This is a genomic window from Shewanella sp. Arc9-LZ (genome assembly GCF_010092445.1).
Lineage (GTDB): Bacteria > Pseudomonadota > Gammaproteobacteria > Enterobacterales > Shewanellaceae > Shewanella.
Window position 1 is genome coordinate 3,943,779 of the sequence record NZ_CP048031.1, and the last position, 22,339, is coordinate 3,966,117.

A 22,339-nucleotide genomic window follows, 5' to 3' on the forward strand; every position below is an offset into this window, starting at 1 on the left:
CCATTTTTTATGATGGCGCTATTGTTTACTTACAGAGAATCAATTTCTACATGCCCCGAAAAAGCAATTTGCTTCAACTCAAACTTTAATCAATACGAACAAACTTTGAGGCAAAAGTGATTTACTCGTCTAGGCTCATTTCTGGAAAGAAGAGAGTTAATACACCTTGAATTAGCAATTAATAAATCACTTTAATAATTTTGAAATTATTTAATTGCTTTTTAAACCTTAATGGTTAAATTCAATTGTTAAAATTTATGATTAATAAAAAATAAAGGCATAAATTAAGAGGATGCCTTTTTAATTTAACTACAATCAATTGATTAAATCTTATTCCGCAGCGATAAAATTGCTCTAGCAGCAATACTGCCGGAGGTCTTTTGCTGGCGACGGATAGCTAGTCCGACATCATCACCACTCTTATTGTGTAAATTAGCTAATAAGGAATCTGGTAATAAAGAACCTAGAGTTTCAGATTTAGATTCACTCCAATTAATAGTAGCTGTTGCACCTGCTACTCGTTTGGCTAGCAAGGATTCAAGATGCTTTAGACGTTCTGGATCAGTGGTTATATAGCCTATTGGTAAGGTCAGAGCACTATCAGCATTAGGTTGACCGTGGTACTGAACTAAACCAATCAATCCAGGGATTAACAGTAACTCCAAACGGTCAAAATCAGCATCTGAAGTTAGACCTATAGCATTAGCAAAGCGACCAAGATGATGCTTACGGTGTAGGCGACTATCAGTATTGCTATCACTTAAGTGCAAAAGTGTTACACGAGCTGACTGATCATCCGTATATTTATTCAAAGTTTCACCTAGGTCTCGATTAAACTGAGCTAGTTGAATGCTATTGGCTCCCCATAGTGGCACCTTGCTACTGTACCAAATAGCTTTTGGGGCCAATGTTCCTTCGTGGCTGCGTAGAGCATCATGGAACTCACTAATAAAGCGTTTGGCATTATCTGGAAGATAAACCGCTCCTAAAATACCAGAGGACTGTTGGTTACCATAACCTGTCTGACGCTTTTCTCGAGCATCTAACCAACCTGAATAATCAAACTTATAACCGTTAGAAAACAATTTTAGAACTGGGTCTTGTACCAATTCACAATAGTCTGCGCAATCAAGGCCAGATTCTTCTAAATGTTGATCTCCAAGAAAATCAGCTATATGCGCTTCCAACTCATTCGCTAGCGATAAACGATTGTTACCTATGCGTTCATAGGAGTGAGTGAACTTCTGCGGCTCACTGTTGGCAACGGCGATATAACTTACTTCAACTTCTACAGGAATTTGTACCATCTCATGAGAGCTGCAGCCCATCACTTTATAAAGCTGAGTTCGTTGCCGCTCGTATTCGTTGTTGCGACTCAGCATTAGGTGGTGACGAAACTGGGTACTAAATGCCTCTATAACCGCAGATGTTTCAACTCCGATTTTATTTCTAGGTAATAACTCTGGTAAACCAGAGGTTAGTCGACGATGTGGCTGTGATTTGCACACCGATAGGGTGAGCAAGTCAAATGCCACTTCTTCGGTTTTCTCTTGGTACTTGACTAAACTTGGTTTTCCGTCGTTGCTAGCCGCATGTTTACGCAAAAATGAACTAGCTTCTACATGTCCATCTGGGTTAATGGTTATCAAACGATTAGCAAGTAAGCTATCCAGAAGTACTTCACGCTCACGATCATTTAATCCAAAATAATTCTGCAGTTCACTTGGGTATAGCTGATCAAAAATCAACAGTAAACGACAAGCAAATTGTTCAATGCCAGGCATCAATTTTTCAGTTGTCCATGCACAGTTTATCTTGTAACTGCGTGCCGGTAATAGCAAGGTAATCAAATTACCTAGACGTGGTTCTGACATTAGTCGTTATCTCCTAGCAAATTCTGCCCACTTAACACTTGATAATTAGGTTCAGAGGCAGCAACCTGATTGCTGATAAATTCATGGACACTCCCTAATGCCGAATCATTATTATGCTTCGACCACATACGACTAGCTCCTAACACAAGTAGACGTTCCTGAGCTCGAGAAATAGCTACATTTATTCGCGGAGCATCCCGTAAGAAACCCTGTAATTTATGAGCGTTATCGCGAACCAAGCTTAGGATTATGATTTTGTTCTCTTGCCCTTGATAGGAGTCAACAGTATCGATTTTGATTAAACTACGTATATCTCCTGCCCACTCAGCGCGACTAATGGCGTTTGTGATTGCCTCTTTCTGCTGGCGATACATAGTGATAATACCAATAGGGTACGGTTGCTCAGCGGTAATGGTCTGCTTTAGATGAGCAATATTGTCATCGCTAGATAGGTTTTGCAACGCATCCAATAACAAACGTACTTCACGTGGGTTACTGTACCTACCATTACCCTTATCCTCTTCACCTCCTTGCGGATTGGGGCTAGAACTATCAATCCAACTAACAGCTTTATTCCAAGGGCTGGGCAGTTGAGAATACCAATCTGGGGAACCACCACGGCCTGTATGCAACTTGCCCATATCCTTCGCGTAGAAGCATTCAGATACTAGATCACCAATAGGTTCAACCATACGGTACTGGGTATCTAGTGCAACACCACCGGTAGCTTTAAAGGCACGTTCGAAATCAGATTCGTAAAATATGCCTCGACCAAGCTCCAACTTCTTAGCTGCCAACTTAAGGTGTTGTTGATGGTAGAATGGTGGCAGCTGCTTATGATCCCCTACGAGTAATATTCGTTTTCCTGATTGCAACGCAACCATTAGCTCTGCAGCCTGAGCACGGCCAGCCTCATCAACAATTACCCAATCGAAGCTAAACTCCGCAAGCTCAAGACGACGACGACCAACTCCAACAAGAGTGCCGCAAACTAACTGCTTACTCTTAAGCATAAAGCGGTCAAAACCTGACTCGCCTCCTTGTAGAACATCCATCCACTCTTGACTCATCTCCAACAAACTTAAGAAGCGCTCTAAGTTTTCAGGGTTGTTATAGCAACACTGAATGGCTATCAGCTTAGCCAACTGAGTCATCAGGGTATCGTCATACACCAATGGTTCTGACAGTTCACTATTAAATATCGAACATATCACTGTTTGGATACGTCCCTTGATCAGATCAAACAACTTGACCTGTTTAGTAAAATTCTCCTGATAATAAGGACCATTCCCTTTATTTTTTTCTAGCTTGACCAACTCACGTCGGCACTGAGCGAACGAAACAATCAATGGATTAAGGCTTCGGTGCAACTGACACAACCGTTTTACCAGTGAGGGCGCCATACCAAGTCGTTTGCCAAGAGTTCCAACCCGTAGATCATACTCTCGATGAAATTTATGCTGAATTTGTCGCTGTAAAGCTTTTGTTTCGACACAAAGCATACCCTCGTCGATCATCTGCTCATGACCGATTCGAACAGTATCTAGCTCCATTCCCTTCTGATGACTTAGTTCCCTAGCCTTTATAGCAACGTTATCGACAGCAGTATGTGACTGACCAACTAGCAGTACGTTATTAACACCACAGTGATGATAAAGGTAATGAATAAACTTTGACACAAAGGTCGTTTTACCAGTGCCAGGTGGTCCTTGCAGCACTCCAACAGGCCCTTGTACTACTAGTTGTTGGAAAGCCATCAATTGTTGTTCGTTAAAGCCTTGGTCCGCTTGATCGTACAGTTCTCGTAACGTCGCGCCGTTAGGCTGTGGTTGCATTTGATGCATTTCTGGCTTTTCATTGTAGTCAAAGTACTTTGCTAATTCTGGGATCTCAGCCTTATTGTCAATTACACGTTGCAGTGCCCGCATGCGTAATTCACGTGAGGATTTATCACGAATAGATTCCAACTGCAGTTGACTACCGTTATTGATCCTTTTTCGAGCTGCATCAAAATCAAAACGGATAGCTAATAGGTTTGGCGTCGTCTCGCTGAGCCGCAGCTCACCTAACTGAATCGATTCGCGTTTCTCCTTTAGGTAAACGAGGATTTTATCATCGACTTCGAAGCTAAGATCCGCTCCAGATTCAGTAGTATAAGGATATAGCAAACATCCACTTGGTGATTCCTGATAATCAGCAGAATCGATATTAACTTGATCACGCAATTCGCCCTCTGTATCTGCAAGTGCCTGCCATAGCCCAACTGGACTTGATTCACTACTATCAAAATCGTTCTCATCCATCTCTTGGTTTGGATTAGTGCGTTCGATAATGGCGTCGATTACTGGCTCAAGATTCATTAGCAGCTCAACGAGACTGTTGCGTTCAGTTAGTGATCCACGCTGAACCGATAGTGGTGTACTAATCTTGGTTTGGGAATGCTTACCTGCCTTGATAGTTTGTTCAATCGACAAATCCGTGTGGTAACTAATCCTCGTGATGATTCGAGTTTCTGGAACTAGATTAATCATTAGTTGTTCACCAAGACCAGTAATGTAACAGCGTAGCTCATGAGCAAAGCGCGAACTGGTCGACCAGCCACAGTTAAAGTGATAACCACCATCAATTTGCGCTAGTAACTTAAGTTCTAGTGGCCAAATGTCACTTCTCCAGCATATAGGAACCGCTTGTGACAATTCCAGTTCAGGTTCGATAACTTTTTTAACCTCAGGTATCTCTGGTGTTTTGAGCGATTGCAGTAATGGATCTAGTGCAATTGGGACACCATCCACGGACTGTTTGGCTCGCTCGAGCTCTTCGAACAGTAAAGGAGGCATATCATCACTAAACAGCTCCTCCATCATACGATATATTGCAAAGCAATCACGCCCAAACGCATCTGCCGCATCTAGGTTTACAGGTTGATAATATGCATCAGCAGTTAGCTCATTACTATACTCAAGCAACCCCATCAGAATTAGTGTTGGATGTTCAGTTACTTGCACCAACAGCTTGTTGGGGCAAAGATCTCCATGGGGCAACTGCTTTTCATGGAAGCGAAGTACGATATTGATTAGTTGCTCTGCTATAGCAAAACGTTGTGGTTGGTCTAGATCAGTTTCAGCAATAAATTGCGGCCACAGTAGACCTTCGAGATGTTCACTAACCACATATAATCCGCCTTGACCTAATAGGCCACAGGCATGTACCTGTTGTGTTGGCAGATTTAGCTGCTTGAGCTTATCAATCCGCTGCTTAAAGGTGTAAATTCGCCGATTTACTCCAGGTTGTTGCGGATTCAACGCAACCCCATCCCATAGCTTAACCTGCAGTGATTTTTCACCTTTGCTGCAGAGATAGGTGATGCTTCCAGTGGTAGCAATAGCTGCAAGTGCGGGATAAACCTCAGCAAGCAGCGCAGAGAGTGGCTGGAATTCCATTACTAAACCAACGTTATTCATCCCATCACGGAAAAAATCACTTTGCTGCAGTTCTAGATGAATCTGATTAGCTTCATCGTGTCCTTGGATCTGTTCTTTAGTAGCGGAATTAAACTCGTTAAGCATGATGTCGGCACGTGGAAATCGCTTGATTGGTTCAAGGTTAAGCGCTTGTTCAAACCAGCTGTTAAGTGCACCACCAAATGGGTCTTGGATTGGTGCGCGCCATTCTGGCATCTGTTTACCTGACAGTAGCGATTCACCAGCAAAGCAGACTCGATAAGCCACAAGTGCCAACATGAATACATCTTGACGGTATGGTTCAGCAACTTCTTCAAATGCGTCTTCCGGTATTATATAAGGAGCACTTTGTAGGGTTGTTCGTAAATCTTCTAAATTATCACGTCCATCGATCGAGGCCGCACCAAAACCTGTAACAACAATACTACGCTGGTCCTCGGCATACCACAGATTATGGGGGTCAACATCACGATGCCCAACTCCTAAGCTGTGAAGTTCTGAAAACGGGGCCAGTAAAGCCCGAACACGATCGATACGCTCAGGCTTACTCCATCCTTCAGCCTCGCTATCAAGAACCTCATCAAAGCGCTTAAAGCTTCGTCGCAGCTCGAACAGCTCACGCGCATCATCAGTTATATCTTCCTCTGAAAGCTCGTTGACGGCCCGCAACATATAGTCTTGCATCGTGGCACTGCCGTTGCGCACCTGACGACCAACTCGAGTTTCACGTAATGCGATCTCTTTCCAAATTGATTGTTCAGCATTGGCGACGCCTAGAGCATCGAAGTCCCATTGACGAAGCAAACCTCTGTGTTGATTATTGTCTTTATGAGCGGCACGGAATTCATTGTAAATCTTGTGGGGATGGCTAAAAAAAGGCTTATCATTAGCTATATAGCCATTTTCTTTTAATGGCAAAGCTTTAACTTTTGGTCCCTCAAAAAAGGACTTAATGATCGACAAAATTTTGGGCGAGTTAGGTCGAGGAGTATCCCCCTCAAACAAATGGCTAAAGTTAGTATCCTGTACTAATTGATCGTAATGTTTTGGTTTACCTATCGAGAGAAATTCATCACGAGTATGGACATAGCGACGCTCATTCGATGGCAGGTTTTCTGGGCCTGCACTGCCACAGAGCACGACATGAGCTTCAACATGAAGGAAGTAGCCGAGCTTACGCGATAACTCCTCTTGAAGCAGTTTCTTTAACCTCAATGCATGGTCACGCTTAATTTGATAGGGGCTTTTACCACGAGGCTTGCCATTTTGCAGCCACTTACCACCCTCGTAGGTGATATTACCGTTCCACTCTTTTAGTTCCACCAATAACAATCGATCAGCGGTAATAATCAGGGTATCGATTTCCATAGAACCCTGGCTGTCAGTAACCACTAAACCAGCATAGCCAAACCAGCTATCTGGAAACTGCTTGACCATCATATCGACCGTCTTTGTTTCGCTTCGGTGCAAGCCTGCACCACCAACTATCTGATACTTCAATTTTGCTCCTGTAGTTTCAAAAGAAACCAATGATTAAGTTGGGGGGAATACTCGCCAGACTATGAGAAAAATTAGTTTCCTGAATAGCAACAGGCACTATAGACACTCTGGTGCATTACTAAAACTTGGTCAATATGTAGCTATCAAACGTCACAATGTGTAGCGGTCGTTCGTACTGTTTGATCCCTTTATCAATAGATATCCTATGGCTAATTCTGATGGCTAATAATAACTGAGTAACTGCACTAACTGATTTTGGGCATAAACAATTTACGCCCCTAGGCACATTTCTGGACATTTCCGAGTTAGGTTCTTAACTTTAACTCGTCAGTTTCGGATTAAAATTTCTATGGAGTAACGTCGCATTCACCGCGCGAGCGAAGCGAATCAGGTGAATGCGACGTTATAGGGTTAATTTGGTTCTTGCCACATATCTCGAACAGCCTAAAAAAGCTTATTGATTTCAATGAACATCTTCTCAAATCTGTCTAAAGTTTTTTTTGAGAAAAAATCTGTAGTAAGCTCCATGCTAAGCAAGATCTGTGAAGGCTTGTAGTGATTAAAATCCTTGCCGCCAAGAACGGCTTTCAACTGAAGTAAAATAGTTTGCTTCTTGTCGCCCAACTCAGCAACAGAAATACTTTTATGGGCGGGCAAGGCCTTTCCAAATATCTGAAGATATTCTGACTTTTCAAACAGGTCTTCAATGTCGGCTTTTTCGTAGTCATCACCCGCAAATTCATCAAAGAATCTAACATGTTTGTCTTTAATTATCTTCGATTGAATTAGGCCATCGAGCCTTTGGGCTCCTTTGGCATTGTTGAACGAATCTAACAGGCAAGATATTTTCAGCTTTGAACCACGAAGCAAAGAAATAAATGAAACCACTTTGTCTAAACCACCCACAGGAACTATCGTCACATCATCCCGTAAGCCTTCACGGCCTTCACTTTCCAATAAGTTGGACATGAACGTCAAATAGTTTAGGTCGGATGGACCTTCAACAAGCAGATTGTTTTTCGATACAAATAGATTTTGTGCAATATCATAACCAAGTGCTGCTTGAAGCGGGAATAGCGTATCAGGATCTTTTTCCTGTATTGCATCTGAAATGATACTGCCAACATCAGAGTCGTAAACAGTTCTTACTCTATGTAACGCATCGGATTCGACCATAAATGGTGAATGGGTTGAGTATACTATCTGGTAGTTATCAGAAAGATCATTGATAAAACGCAACAAGTCTGCTTGAGCGGATGCATGAAGGTTTAAGCCTGGCTCATCCAATAAAAGGATAAAGTTTTTATCTTTTTCGTCTTGAATCTTGCTAAACCAGACGATAAAAGAAAAGAACCAATTAAAACCTTTACTCCGATTCTTTAATGGAAGCGTTATTCTATGGCGATTATTTTTTACTCGAATATCAAGAATCTTTTCAGGCTGTTGATTTTGTCGGTGTATTTGATCAATTTTAAATTCAATTGCTAGATTATTATTTGTTGACCAGTATTCAAAAATTTTATCTGTTATTTCGTTTGAAGTGGCTTCCAGCTCTGCAATAAAAGACTCGAAATTAGTAGAGTTAGCCAGTTCATCAATATTAATTACAGCCAATTCAAAAAGTGCTTTCGCTGTGTCTAGCTGCTGTTTTGTAAATTCTCCTGTAACTGTATTATTCCGAATTGCATCAATACTTACTCTTGAAGGTAGCTCGTGGTATTCATCAAAATACCAGAAGCGAGGTAGTCGCGGTTTAATGTAATTCTTCGTGATATATCCATCAATTAGATTACCCCACTCATGCGCTTTGCTAACAATATTAGTATTTAAGTACTCAATAACTAAAGCCAGTTCTTCATCTTCAACAACTTCTTGACTTATAACCGCTTTAACTGTGCCGAGTGAAACTAATTTTGAATTCATTTCCTCGCTAAGGCCAAGTTTATTTTGTAGCGTTTCAAGATATTTATTTTCGTTAGAATTAAGTTGATACCAAACTCGACCAGATTTATATTTCGACGCAATAGTGAAGCTATCAATCGTAAGTACACCTTCACCAAGGTCTGCATTAATTTTGTCAATAGTGTCTTTGTCCATGAGAAAAGTACAGACAATAACCTCTTGATCATTCCCTGTTCGTTGATATTTTTTTAGTTCACTCCTTGGGTAGTCTTGGACTTCGTCAAATTTAAAACTCTCATCATCGGTAAAGTAATTAAACTTTGCCAATGACTCCAAGAAAGCTGTCTTGCCACTTTCATTCTTCCCTACAAGCGTGGTTACATCACTTTCAAGTTGGACTTCCTGTGGCGTAGTGTAACTCTTATATTTATCAACCTTAACCTGCTTTAATATAAACATAATCCCTCATTTTCTATTTCAAATATTAATGTTGACACAATGACGATTTTTTGTAGAAGCTCTATAATACCCACATCATAGGCCGTAACAAAGCTGCATTCCCACACATACTTTTATTATGCTTTTCAATAAAATATTGACAAAATCTACTTTTTGCAACCCATACACGAAGTATATTATTGCCTCTAGTTATAATTTTTAGTTTTCGCTGAAAGAGACGCAACCAGCAAACCAACTGACATAACCCCAAAAAATGACATAAATGATCCTATAAGGTTTATTACATAATACTCTTGACTTACATCCTTTATTGTAATGTTAGTGAAAGCTTGAAATGCAAATATTAACGAACCACCTAAATCCATAGTTGTAGATGATGACTCATTAAAATATCCAAATAAAGAAAAGCTTATAACGGCAAATAAAGAAAATAAGATTATATTGAAAGGCCGCTCACCGTATCCCCAGTATACTTCTTGAAACGCCATCCATATGAAATTGAAAAAAGATAATATACGCTTCCCTATTCCATCCCGATTATCTAATATCGATTTGCGTAACCCTTTACGCTTTTCCTTTTGCTCGAGATAGAAATGCTTGCCAGCAAGATCCGGATAACCTAGATGAGAGTAGGTCATTTTTGCAGATTGATTAAACTTCTCTCTTTCCTTAGCAGAACCACCATATATATCTAGGTATTCAAAGCAACAATCTGAAACTTCAGTGTTCTTGAGCTTTAATTTTAGACACTTTTCTCGAATTGATGAACGGGATAGCTTTACGTCACTCAAACTAATCGTTGACTCACAATACTCAAACTCACATTCCGACAAATTTCCTTTACTAACATCAATTTCAATTGAGCATTGGTGAAACTTTGCGGCATGAATCTGACCATGTATATTAAGATTCCGTAAGGTAGAGTATGAAATATCCTGAAAGCTAGTAATGATCGGATTAATTAAAGTGATATTATCGACATTTGTAAATTCAAGGTTTTTCTCACCCACAACCCCATCAACTACCGTCACACCTCCACCTCCTAACTTTAGCAATTCAAGACTTGGTGGAGCACTCTGCTTAGTAGCAGAAAAAATTTCGTCGATGGTGACACTGGGCATAAAAACAGGAATGTTAAACTGTATACTTGAATTGCTATTTATGAACGTCGAGGTCTCACAAGACCTTCCTGATGGAGTCAAGCATCTAACATAATCCTCAATACTTGAAGGGCTTTTGTAAAATATCCAGCTCCTGTTTTCATAAGCCCAATCAATGTAGCTAGAAAACTCAACCGATCTAGTCACCCTTTCCCTTATAGTTTTTTTTTCAATTTTGTTTGTAAAACAGTGACGTAAAATTGGTTGGTCAGGTTGAGTACGATGCAAGCGTAGACTTACATCATACTCAATAAAATTCATTGGTTCTCCATAGAGCCTTATAAAACGTGCAGGCCCATGGAATATCAAATCTTGCCTTGTTAGCCCAGCTTGTTCTGAAAGCCACATAGAAAAGAATGGCAGAGTCTCAAAAAGAAAGTTCACAATACGAGGGAAATCATGCTCCCTTCTCCAACGATTAAACTCTTCATCACTCCAAGTGAGCCAATCCTCTGGGGACAGTTCAACTTTTTTTTCTAACATCCTACCTCTCTTACTACCACGTAGATACAATCAATTTTGGCACTTATTAGATAGTGTATTGTGAACCTGCCCTTCAAATGATATCAACCTCCGTTTGGAGTTTTATTTTGATAGCCAGTAGAGGAAATGTCTACTTTGAGTGGGTAATTCGGACACATAACGTTTTAGTGCGCATGCGTGTTCACCTCATTAAAGCAGTGAAAATTAACACAGTTAACTATATGTATTACTGTGCGTTTGTATTAAAGTTTGATAATTCTTAATAGTGTTTGATCATTTATATTATAGTTTGATATTTTTTGGGACTTTTGGTGAGGAAACGGGTTAAGGACCAACACATTTCCGCCCCTTTCCTCGTTAGTGCAATTACTCTCATTGTTCTTAATCATCGATGTTTGACCAAATTTTCCTAATAATTAAATATGTGTTGAATTGATTATTTTTTTGGCTTGTATCTACTGATTCGATGACTATTCAGAACTATTAAAAACCTTTAGTATGAGCATCTTACTTTTAAATAAAGGAATGATTTGATGAGTAAAGAATGGATAGATGAACTTAAAAAGCTATTTTTCTCCCCAAACCTTTACGATGTAGATGTTCCGAGTGCTGTAGACTTGAAACTAAAGCATATACCCCAAAGGTTGTTTAAGTATCGTACTTTTGGGAAATACTCGCTAGATAACCTTAAAAACAACACTCTATGGTGCTGTAAAGCTAGTCAGTTCAATGATCCGTATGATAGCTCGTTTTTCTTCCAATACCATCCTGATACATTAGCAAATAATCACTTGAATTATGCTCAAGGCCTTTACACAAATGATGAGATAGCAAGAATAAAAGGCTCTTCACAGCCATTAATGACTATCGCAGAAATAATCTCGGCTAAATCTCATAACCGCCCAGCCCCTGAAAAAGTATATGACTTCCTTTTAGATAAAAATTGTAACATCGAACAAGTTAAGCAGATAAATCAGTATATAAAAAATGGTCCTAACATTTGCTCGTTGAGTGAACGAGTTGATTCAACCTTGATGTGGTCACACTATACAAATGAGCACAAGGGTTTTGTGATGGAATATGACTTTTCGGAGTTAGATAAAGAATCAGGTTTGGGTAGGTTAGCCTGGCCTGTTATTTATGAAGATCGCTTATTTGACGCATCAAACTATTTTGAAGAGCGTTTAAATGGAGGGACGGCAAGCAATATGATGGGTATTGTATCCTCAATGCATAAAGCAAAAGATTGGGAATACGAACAAGAATGGCGCTTGATTTTGATGAATGGGTTCTCTAAACCAGCAGCTAATCAACCATCACCATCTGTCAAAGCAATTTATTTGGGCGCAAAGATGCTACCCAGAAACAAAACGAGACTAATCAATATCGCTATAATGAAAAAGATTCCAGTCTATGGGATGGAGCTTTCAGACAAAGAGTTCAAGATGGAGCCAAAACCAGTATTTGAACCTTGAGCATATCGATGTGTCAGCTCAGGAACACTGAATATTGCTTATGCTCTCGCGCCCATTTGTCCAGGTACGTGTCAGTAAAGTGCAGCAGACACGTTTATGCCCCAAAGTGAGTTACAAGCGATCCAAAGTCATTCTGAATGGGGTGCAAAGCATCGTAAATATAAGGGTTTATGGTTGAACATAATGAAAATTATGCAAGCACTACAGATCATCAATATCAACGTCGATTTTAGGTTGGTTTAATCTTGATTTGATCAACTCAACTTGCCTTTTCTTATCTTCTGCCTCTGATTTAGCAAATCGCTCGTTAAATTCAGTAAATTCGGGCGCTGTATCCTCATAACGCTGAATGGGAGGCCACAACACATCGAGCAAAATCGCATAGCTGTCTTTGTAGTCGTCTGTCAGTTCTTCAGCTATAGCAAGTGCATGGGCGTACTCTTTGGGAGTAACAATCCCTTCGTAACCAAACGGTAAAGCGTTCTGTAATTCCTTAGCAAGAAACTTAATTTTTTTAATATCCACTGTGCAAACCTCTAGAACTATGGGTTAAGTTGAAGGAAAATCAAAGGAGTTATTTGGTTATTTTATGTTCTTTTAGAGCAAAAAAGGCTGTTTTAAAACACTTTTCACATAAGTCGAAGTGATAAATATTACCATCCTCCTGAGAGTCATATCCAAATCAAGCACTCAGCTCAACGAACTCAGCGTATCTATTTCCATGCACTTCAATCATAACGGTTTCCTCCCAAACATCACAAATTCTATTAACTTCGGTTTGCCCCATTCCTTGCTAGGGATACCAATTCGCCGATTTCAACTTACTGAATAATTTTCAGTCTATTCGGGTAATAAAGGTTTGCTCGTCATCCACAAAAGCGACAAAGCCGCCGTGATAGATAAATACCCGACCACGCCCCTCAACTAAGCAGGCAAGCTGTGGGTCCAAATCTTCTTCGTTACCCTGTCTTTGATATGTGCCGATATCGGTGATTACGCCGCTGAGAGTAGGCAAATATCTATAAGTTCGCTTTGCTTGATCAACCAGGTTCAATTCGCTGGCGGTAGAGAAGCAAGAGGGTATCGTACCGGCTTCTTCGATAAACATAGTTTTCAGTTCTTCAAAAGCTGTGATCACTAGCCAGTCGATGCCGTTAACATGATGGATAAACATTGAGTTTCTCGGTAATTCTGATGCGGAGATTTTAACATTATCAGGGGCAGAACATAGTAGAGATTTAGTAATTCGGTGCAATTTACGGTCATTCAATAGGCCAGCTTGAAACACGTCTTTGCCCCAAAACGAGTTTGAAATGATATTTCTTGAAATAAAGCGGGTCGTATTTCCCTTCAAAAATATAATACAACCTTCAATAGATTGGCCAAATAAGCTTTACCATTACAGTCATCCTCGACACGTCTTAATAAGCCAATGATTATAAGTTGAAGTTAGCACTAAAAGACGTCATTGTTATGAGCATAAATAGCGCTTTTCGCCGTCTAATTAGCGGTATGTATCTAGAAAAGAGGAGTGTCTTTCGGATGGATTTAGAACAAATGCGACTTGAGGATGAGCGCGAGATGCAAAGAATATTGGAAACCAAGCAAGACGAGGTGGATGACTTTATCCAATATTGTAAACCCTTTGGTCTGAAACTAGTTCATGCAGACTTTAGCTACTTGTATAGAGTAGGGTTGGTAGCCAAATCAAAAGGTATCGTTCAACACCTTAATCCTGAGTTAATCATAGATAAAGATGGGCTAGTTGATTTTGATTTGCTAAGAAATCAAGATTCATATTCATTTAGTAATGTGGGTTATATTTTCGGTTCAAAGTTAACAATGTTGGCCTCACCTTTTTATCGAAGAGGTTTCCATCCTGATTCCAATTGGGATTCAGGTTTTTTGCAAGAATTTTGGTTCTATCGTAATGAGTCGTCAAAATGCTCTATTGCATTGGACTTAGATAGAATTCGGCTACCCAATGACAAGTCGATATATTTTGAAAAAGACTACTGGTTTGGGCCTCACTTTTCGGGCGACATTGCTTCTATCAATGATGGTACAACAAGGCATGTTGTGCCGTTAGATCTTAATCATGCTCAAAAGCTCATTGTATTCAATGGGGCTTATTCAATAGAGGTTAAGTGGGAAACGAGCGAACACAAAAAAAGCTTTCAACTAATTGAATTTCATGATGAGGAGACACTTGTTGATGTCGATGGCAAACAATTGCATCCAGCAAAATATCTACATGCAGAGTTTGATTTTAGTTTAAATGTATTCACGCATTTTGATGGAGCAATACAATTTTTTGATTCTGGTGAATACCTCAAAGTTAGAAACTGCTTCTTTAGTAAAAAAAGAAATACAAACAATCAAGTAAAAGGAAAATATCATAAGATATTCAAAATCAACGAATTGGTATCAGTCGATGATTGGAGCAAGTTTGTGGGGTTGTTTTGTAGCCATAACCCATTAATCCATGAATATTTTACAGGGGAGTTACCTGCTAGCGTGAAACAAAATATTGAGAGAACAAGGATCATCGACATACAATAAATATTGCTTGAGACTAATTTTATTGAAATAAAATCAATACTTTCTACTTAGTAAGTTCAGTGGTTTCTACGGTATTAGTGAGCACATTTCTCTACTTTTGCTGTGGTTGGCTCTGTTAGCAAAATAAGTATTTACCGTCAAAATTTAACTTAATATTTGAAAAGGATGTTGTATATGAGTGAAGCTAAAATTAGGGATGAATTAGCAAAAAATCTTTCTATTTTTGGTATGGGTTTGCAGCTTATTGATATTGAGTATTACCTTCCAAATGCTAGGGGGACTAGAAGCTTTGTCGATATTCTAGCAAGAGATGAAGAGGGGCGGTATGTAATTATTGAGTTGAAGAGAAGTAATAAATCAGCTAGGGAAGCGATACATGAAATACTAAAATATACAGAAGGATTGAAAGAAAACAAGAGTTTAAAAGATAGTGAGATGACAGCGATCATTGTATCTACCGAATGGCATGAGTTGTTTATTCCATTCTCTGCATTTGTGAGTAAAACCAACTCAGAGCTATTAGGCTTTAATCTCTCTATAGATAGTGATTTCACTCCAATTTCCGCAAAACCTGTGATTCCTGTCACCTATAGAAATGAGAGAATGCTCAGTGACCTTCATATGTGTTATCAGTACTACTCAGAGGAGAACTTGAGTAAAGGAATAAAGTCGGTTATTGATTGTTATGAAAACAAGGGCGTGAAAGATTATGTAATGGTTATATTGAGACATACAATATTTGATAATATTGATTTACAAGATAGTAACTCAGATAACCAAGAGTCAGTGTTCGAGTCACATATTTTTGATGAGTACATTAAAGATAAACAGTCTCTAAAGTTTATGATTTATACTACAAGCCAATGCTTGGAAGATGAGGATTACCTTGCAATAATCAAGAATAACAGAGGTTTGTTCGAGGACTTTGATGAAGACGAACTGAACGAATTAGAAGATATTGAGAAAACAAATTACCTGTACTCTGAAGTTGTTATTAACTCTCATCCGTGGCCATATAAAGACCATATTGAAATAGGTACTCCCGCTAAATTTTCTTATGATATTTTAGAGAGCGGTTGGGATGTTCAGGATATTATAAGAAGGGGGGCACTAAGTAATAACGAATTACTAGCAGATGAAGTTATTATGGATGAGCTTAAAGGCTTGGATGGCAAAAGCCGTCAAGCTTATAAAAAGTCATTTCAGTCCTTTAAGCAGCTAAAAAACTCTCTCAAAGATATAAGCAGGTGCCTTCATTATAATGCTGTTTGGCTATCTGGTATCAAAAAAGCATTTGAAGATATAGAAGAGCGCTTTGGTGATAAAACTGAGTTCATTGCTGATGTTTATATTTTCAACCCCAGCAATACAATCCTAACCATAAATGCTTTTATTCAATCCGCAATCAAATTTGAGAATACTACTCAGTGGATACCTCATTACTACATAGACGTTGTGGTTGGTGATTTGCTTTGTAAGTATTATGGATGCTTAGTTGAGGATGAAGGTAATGTTCAAAATCCTTCACTACAAGATGTGTTTGAAGAGTTTTATGGAGGAAGTATTTCCGGTTATCTATTAACCCATATATCGGGAGGTTTTGAATCTCGGGACTGTAACATGGTCACCACATATGGGATGAAATATGCTAATTTCCTGTGTTTATACAATGAATCTACAGAGAGGCGTGAATCTTTCTATTATGATGGGTTTAGATACATGGCTTCCGACGCAATTCATCCACATCAAGGGTTACATAACTTCTTCAAGAGGCGGACTAATTTTTGTAAAGAGATAGTATCTTTTTACAATGATCATACTGGTAATGGTTTTTTTATTACCTAGGGTGGTTATTAATTTCTAGCCTTCATATACACTTCAAGGGTTTGTGTACGAGCCTTCTGATACTTACATTAATTTGAATTCTATCGAATTAAGCAAATACTCTAGCTCGGTTGTGCCCCATTCTGTGTTTCAGCCTCTTTGTAAAAGATTCCAAAGCGCATTTTCTATTAAATTAGATCAACAGTCGTATTATTATCCCATTAATTTTGCTTCGTAATTATTTTCAGAGTTCTAGACTAATGCTAAATTGATGGTATTTTAATACTTATTAGTCAGTTATTAGGTTAGTTAACGAATGATAAACGTGGTTAGTGACGATAAGATCACAGAATTTAGAGATTTAGTAAATTCTAATTCAAGCTTTGTCTATCAGACTTATAAAGATAAAAATGGAAAAAATCTCTTCAACTTAGTCTGTTCTTGTATGGACTGGATCACAGTATCAATTCGACACTTAGAGAATGTGCCTGATTTTGACAAAAATATTGATACAAGAGTTATGCAAATGTTTACCCTTATCTCTTCAATTGACCTTATTTCAGAGTCAATCACTCAATTGCACCGTGTATTTATCAACCCCCAAACGATCCCCTTTACAGGTGAGAAGAAATGCTTTGCTAATCGACTATTCGCTGATGAAGATGATAATAGCTACTTTAAAACGGTAAGAGCTTGCTTTGGTGCTCACCCTGTTAATCTTAATCAGTCTAATACTAAGCGTTTCGCTAGTTGGCCGTTCGATAGTCATTCCAACACTGCCGAACTTACTGTTCATTTATATAGTTCAAATATAAATGATGAAGATTTACCACTTAATCTAAACAGAAATGAATTATTGGAATTTCTAACGACTCGATATGACTATCTTGATGTAATTGCAGACAAGATAGAAAGTTTGTTCATCGAGTATCAGAAAAATTTATCAAAGCAGCTAATTGAGAGTAAGTTCGATCCCCTAGAACAGCTCTATGTTCTTAAAGCAGAGTCTGTGAAGAGGTTAGACAACGATTATTATAACGGTGAGATTGATGATCTGATTATGATTTTCGAAGCAGAAGTAACGGATCCTGACCTTATGCCAATTGCTGATAGCTACAAAGATTCTCTCATACCCCTAATTGATGAAATTAAGACTAATCTTCAATCTATGAATATCGTTGATTTGGAAAATGACTGTGAGCTAAGAATTAGGTCAGATCTTAGCAGAGAGTTGAGTTATGAACTTGGGAAATTTTATAGTTGGATACACGGTGATAGATACGATCCATTGTTACACTACTACTTAGAACGGTTCAACGCTTTAACTGGCGGAAAGTTTAACTTCACTAATACTGATGAAATTAACCTGACTTTTCTTAAAGCGAAGCTAATGTTAGCTGAGTAATTACCTGAACAATTGAATAAAACTGCACCGCATAATTGAAGATTAATTTTATCTGATTTATTCGCATTAACATGAAAAGTCTAACAAGTTTCTGTCCAAAAGTGTGTTTGAAAGTGATCAAACTTTATTATCAAAATATTAAATTTGTCCTATGATATTTTATCAAACTATTGAGTTATTACCGTTCATGACAACCTTAATTTTTTATCAAACTATATTATTGTCTTACAATTACAGATAATTTATCAGAACCTCATTAAGTACACCATCTGGAAAAACGCGCATACTAATGAGTTTAAACATACTCAAAACCCAATAGGTTTTAATACGACTGTATACCTATCCAGTTTCGAATAATCAAACAGTCAGATATGGCGCTCAAAGCAGAGTCTATAGATGAGATTTTGTAGAGCACTCATTCGTCATTTTGCGATTGACTAATGGTGTTAAAGCGATACCTGTTACCAAGTGTCATCTATCCGACATAAATGATTTACGCTCCGTGACACATTTTTAGAAAAAAGCGGATCCAAATACATGCTTGAACAATCTAAGCCGAGTAGGGGGAGCAACCTTGCTAGAAATATTAAATGGCTGTACGGAAATAGATCTGCACTTCCCCTAGGGCAAAAGCGTTCGGATGTCACACTCTAAAACTTCAGCCAATTGGTATGCCTTTTCAAGGGTGATATTGACTTCCCCGCGTTCAATTCTTCCCACATAGCTGCGATCAATTTCAGCTAAAAGCGCTAGTTTATCTTGAGATATTCCCAATTCTTTTCGTTTATCCCGTAATTTCAAGCCAAATTGGATCGCTAAGTCTTTCATTTTAAATCTCGTTAAAGAGAAAGACTATCCAAAGTTGCGGCTTACAAAGCCACGGATTATAATCCGCATTTAGTTTATAATGTTCTTCTACTCCTAATTAGAACCAATGATTAACCTCTTGTGAGAAAGTAATGTCAAAAGTTTCAATCAAAATATGCGCTACATTGCATACTATTCTCCAGGACGAGAACTGCAATAACTTTCAAGTTGTAGAGCTGCGGGATGCCTTTTGGGCTGCCTCGCCAAGCAATCAAAGTGCTAGTGAAGCTTATAAATTTATTTATAGGCAGGTAAACAAGCTCATTAAAAAAGGAGTTTTAAAGAAAATTATTAGCGAAAATTCAAAAACGGCTATTTACCAGAAAACAGAACAATTTTCTCAAGCAAGTTTCATCATAAATCAGCGTAATGAAGATGCTAGGCATCCGTCCAAGTTGCTAGATAAGATTGAACACGATGTAATCCAACAGTTAAAAGAACGTCTTAAGCAATCTGAAGTTGATCTACTCACCAGCATTGGTGAGTCAGAAGAATATATGCGCCTGTACCAATCTTTCCCTGAAATGAAAGGCCACCTTGAATCACAATACATGTTAGCTCGAGAAAACAGCTCAAAGCTCTTGGGACAAATCAAAGCGATTAAGTCTGTTCTTGCTCATCAGAAAAAGTAACCTCAATGCAACTTAGACAATGGCAATCAGAGTGCGTTAATCGCGCTCTAGAGCACTTTGAATCAAATCAAAGGCACTTCCTTTGTTTGGCGACTCCAGGCGCAGGTAAGACGATTATGGCGGCAGAGGTCGCGGCTGAATTATTCAAGCAAGATCTTATTGATTTTGTATTGTGTTTTTCTCCTTCAGTGAATATCTCGCAAGGTATTCAAAAAACTTTCTCTTATAGATTGGAGTGTCGTTTCGATGGAGTAATAGGCTCAGTAGGTTACTCCTACACCTACCAAGGAATGCTGTCTTTTAAAGAGGACTTCTGGCAGTTACTAAAAAGAAATCGCGTATTCGTTATCTTTGATGAGATCCATCATTGTTCTGGCAGTAATCTTGAGGATGCTAATGCTTGGGGGGGGGAAATCTTACTCAACATACAAGAGCAAGCGCAGTACACCTTAGCCCTGACTGGTACGCCTTGGCGTTCTGATCAAGCACCGATTACCCTATCTCGATATACAGATCCGGATAATATGATTCAATGTGACTATATTTATGGCCTGAAGGAAGCTGTTGCCGATGGTGTATGTCGTATCCCCCAAATTGTACTAATCGATAATGACAAAATTTCAGTAACTGACAAAGAGAACAAAACAAAGACCTACAGTTGTTTAGATGACTTATTTAAAAGCTCATCAATTTCATATCAATCGATCATCAAAAATCATGAAGCAATTCGGTATACCTTAGCACTAGCAACGAACAAGCTTAAAGTAATAAAACAGAACAACCCTCATGCAGCAGGACTCATCGTAGCCTCATCAACTGAGCACGCAGCATATATATTTAATATGCTAAAAACCGAGTTTAGTGAAACGGCTCAGATCGTTACATACAAAGAAGATGACCCTTCCTTTAAGATAAATGAATTTAGAAACGATTCAACCAACTGGATTGTCAGTGTCGGCATGATAAGCGAGGGTACTGATATTCCACGTTTGCAGGTTTGCTGTCACCTCAGCAGAGTTAAAACAGAACTCTATTTTAGGCAAGTATTGGGGCGTATTTTACGTAGGAATGATTCGGCTAACCAGCAAGCTTGGCTATACACCTTTGCAGAACCAAAGCTTGTAGAGTTTGCAAACCGTATAGCAGAAGAAATACCTGACAGGCCTGTAATATTCAGAACGCATATAAATGTCAGTTTATCAGAAGTACTATCAATAGAAAAAAATGAAATTATGGAAGAACATAATTTATCTCGAAGTGTTCGTAAGCTAGATTTGGGATGCAACTATCAACAAAACCCCATTAAATCTAATTCTCTGGATACAATTTCATCTAATAATATTATAAATTTTGTATCACAGTCTTTTGAGCTTTTAGGGGGATTTAGAGAAAAGGTAATATCTACGTTCGATTCGCCTTTTTAAGGCTAAAGCTTACTTATGGTGTCACCATAAGTAAGCTTTTTTTATCACGCAGCCGAGTTGAGGAATCACCTATAAATTTCTAGAGGCTTCAGCAATACTGTAATTTTGATCTTCTACCAGTGCAATGACATCAAGTTCGAATTCTTTTGAATTGGTTTTACGTGTTTTCATTTCAATCTCCAGTTAAATCAATTATGTCTTAACTGGGTTAGTCGCATCAATTAAACCACGTCAGTGGCTTACCAATATTTTTGTAATGGCTTAATGAAAAATTTCTACATTTTTAAATAGAAAGGTTGGCATAGCTTGATAAAATCCTCACTATACCCGAGCTTATGGGTTTTATCATGAATGACTATTTTTGTTTGAATTGATTGTGTTGCATATAATGATAATTCAAACATAACACGCTTAACTTCTTTATTTTCTGTTGTTTTAACATCACAACGTCTCGAAACAAACCATTCTTCATTTTGTGCAAGTCGAATAAAAGTTTCCCCCTCTGTTGAAGGAAGAATGAAACTTGCTCTACCGGACGGTTTTAAAAGAGTTTTACATTGATTGATTAACGATAGGTGAGGAAGGGAATGGCTATGCCGAGCGATTGCTCTTTGAGTATTTTGTGACTTTTCACCATCGTTAAAATATGGTGGGTTGCATATGATATGGTCAAATGAGATTTCTGGGTGATAAGACAGAATGTTTGTTTTAATAACTTGAATACGCTCCTTCCATTTTGATTGAGTAGTATTGTAAATGGCTGTTTCAATGGCCGTTGATTCTACATCTATTGCAGTAATTCTAGAGTGAAGGTTTCTTTGTGCGCACATTAATGCGAGCAAGCCTGTACCCGTTCCGATATCTAGAATTGTCATTGCAGAACTAATGTTTGCCCAAGCACCTAGCATTACCCCATCTGTACTTACTGGCATACCAGTTTCACCTGCACAAATACAGAATTGCTTAAAGGAAAAATCTCTTTGATTCACAATATAACCGTTTAAATTTGAAATAATTTTGCTTCATAGTGATTGATTATTTATATGAATTCAATTCAAATGGAGCTAACATTTAAATTTACTCTAAATCCCCCCTTGAACAATAATTCACTGTGCCATTATACAAGACTACCGTACGGGTGAGTGTTTTTCATACACCGACAAGACGAGGCAGGTATATCCAACATTTCATATTCTAACCATAGAAATTGTTATCGACTGAACTTCCTCTGATTCTAATTTGCACAGGTTTAGATAAAAAGGTTCATACACTTGCCCTATGCTATTATAGCTATCATCGAAAATCATTTCT

Annotated in this window: 14 protein-coding genes; 6 read left to right on the forward strand and 8 right to left on the reverse strand. The window is 38.5% G+C overall.

Annotation, left to right across the window (positions count from 1 at the left end; translation table 11 throughout):
- Nucleotides 1-323: 323 nt before the first annotated feature.
- The 4 genes from GUY17_RS16930 to GUY17_RS16945 all read right to left on the reverse strand — a co-directional run bounded on the left by GUY17_RS16930 (nt 324) and on the right by GUY17_RS16945 (nt 10,839).
- Nucleotides 324-1,874, reverse strand: coding sequence for a hypothetical protein (locus GUY17_RS16930; RefSeq protein ID WP_162023804.1), 1,551 nt, complete (start codon nt 1,872-1,874; stop codon nt 324-326).
- Entirely contained in the window at nt 1,874-6,835 is a 4,962-nt protein-coding gene (locus tag GUY17_RS16935; protein ID WP_162023805.1) for an AAA domain-containing protein, read from the reverse strand. Before GUY17_RS16935 ends, GUY17_RS16930 begins: the two co-directional genes overlap by 1 nt.
- Before the next feature lie 444 nt (nt 6,836-7,279).
- A complete protein-coding gene (locus GUY17_RS16940; protein ID WP_162023806.1) occupies nt 7,280-9,196 on the reverse strand; it encodes an AAA family ATPase in 1,917 nt (638 codons plus the stop codon).
- A gap of 185 nt (nt 9,197-9,381) precedes the next feature.
- On the reverse strand, nt 9,382-10,839 hold the full coding sequence (locus GUY17_RS16945; protein ID WP_162023807.1) for a hypothetical protein: 1,458 nt from the start codon (nt 10,837-10,839) through the stop codon (nt 9,382-9,384).
- A 533-nt stretch (nt 10,840-11,372) separates the two neighbouring features.
- Here GUY17_RS16945 and GUY17_RS16950 point away from each other — a divergent pair.
- Nucleotides 11,373-12,314 carry a DUF2971 domain-containing protein gene (locus GUY17_RS16950; protein ID WP_162023808.1) on the forward strand — a complete coding sequence of 314 codons (942 nt, stop codon included), beginning with the start codon at nt 11,373-11,375 and terminating at the stop codon, nt 12,312-12,314.
- A gap of 201 nt (nt 12,315-12,515) precedes the next feature.
- Here GUY17_RS16950 and GUY17_RS21110 read toward each other — a convergent pair whose 3' ends face one another.
- Both GUY17_RS21110 and GUY17_RS16960 read right to left on the reverse strand, forming a co-directional pair.
- Nucleotides 12,516-12,839, reverse strand: coding sequence for a hypothetical protein (locus GUY17_RS21110; RefSeq protein ID WP_174839652.1), 324 nt, complete (start codon nt 12,837-12,839; stop codon nt 12,516-12,518).
- A 310-nt stretch (nt 12,840-13,149) separates the two neighbouring features.
- Complete coding sequence (locus tag GUY17_RS16960) at nt 13,150-13,488, reverse strand: cytosolic protein (RefSeq protein WP_124018459.1); 339 nt, start codon at nt 13,486-13,488, stop codon at nt 13,150-13,152.
- A 368-nt stretch (nt 13,489-13,856) separates the two neighbouring features.
- Here GUY17_RS16960 and GUY17_RS16965 point away from each other — a divergent pair, with 368 nt between their 5' ends.
- From GUY17_RS16965 to GUY17_RS16975, 3 genes are all read left to right on the forward strand, one after another.
- Nucleotides 13,857-14,876: a hypothetical protein gene (locus GUY17_RS16965; RefSeq protein WP_162023809.1), complete on the forward strand. Its 1,020-nt coding sequence runs from the start codon at nt 13,857-13,859 to the stop codon at nt 14,874-14,876.
- Nucleotides 14,877-15,050: 174 nt separating this feature from the next.
- Complete coding sequence (locus GUY17_RS16970) at nt 15,051-16,721, forward strand: endonuclease NucS domain-containing protein (RefSeq protein WP_162023810.1); 1,671 nt, start codon at nt 15,051-15,053, stop codon at nt 16,719-16,721.
- A 295-nt stretch (nt 16,722-17,016) separates the two neighbouring features.
- Nucleotides 17,017-18,105: a hypothetical protein gene (locus tag GUY17_RS16975; protein WP_162023811.1), complete on the forward strand. Its 1,089-nt coding sequence runs from the start codon at nt 17,017-17,019 to the stop codon at nt 18,103-18,105.
- 621 nt (nt 18,106-18,726) lie between these two features.
- On the opposite strand, the gene GUY17_RS16980 is transcribed toward GUY17_RS16975, so the two are convergent.
- Nucleotides 18,727-18,933: a helix-turn-helix domain-containing protein gene (locus GUY17_RS16980; RefSeq protein WP_162023812.1), complete on the reverse strand. Its 207-nt coding sequence runs from the start codon at nt 18,931-18,933 to the stop codon at nt 18,727-18,729.
- A 131-nt stretch (nt 18,934-19,064) separates the two neighbouring features.
- Here GUY17_RS16980 and GUY17_RS16985 point away from each other — a divergent pair, with 131 nt between their 5' ends.
- Nucleotides 19,065-19,604 (forward strand): response regulator, encoded by a 540-nt coding sequence (locus GUY17_RS16985; RefSeq protein ID WP_162023813.1) that lies wholly within the window; start codon nt 19,065-19,067, stop codon nt 19,602-19,604.
- A gap of 5 nt (nt 19,605-19,609) precedes the next feature.
- Complete coding sequence (locus GUY17_RS16990) at nt 19,610-21,028, forward strand: DEAD/DEAH box helicase (protein WP_162023814.1); 1,419 nt, start codon at nt 19,610-19,612, stop codon at nt 21,026-21,028.
- 275 nt (nt 21,029-21,303) lie between these two features.
- Here GUY17_RS16990 and GUY17_RS16995 read toward each other — a convergent pair whose 3' ends face one another.
- Nucleotides 21,304-22,017, reverse strand: coding sequence for a tRNA1(Val) (adenine(37)-N6)-methyltransferase (locus tag GUY17_RS16995; protein ID WP_217351055.1), 714 nt, complete (start codon nt 22,015-22,017; stop codon nt 21,304-21,306).
- Nucleotides 22,018-22,339 lie beyond the last annotated feature (322 nt).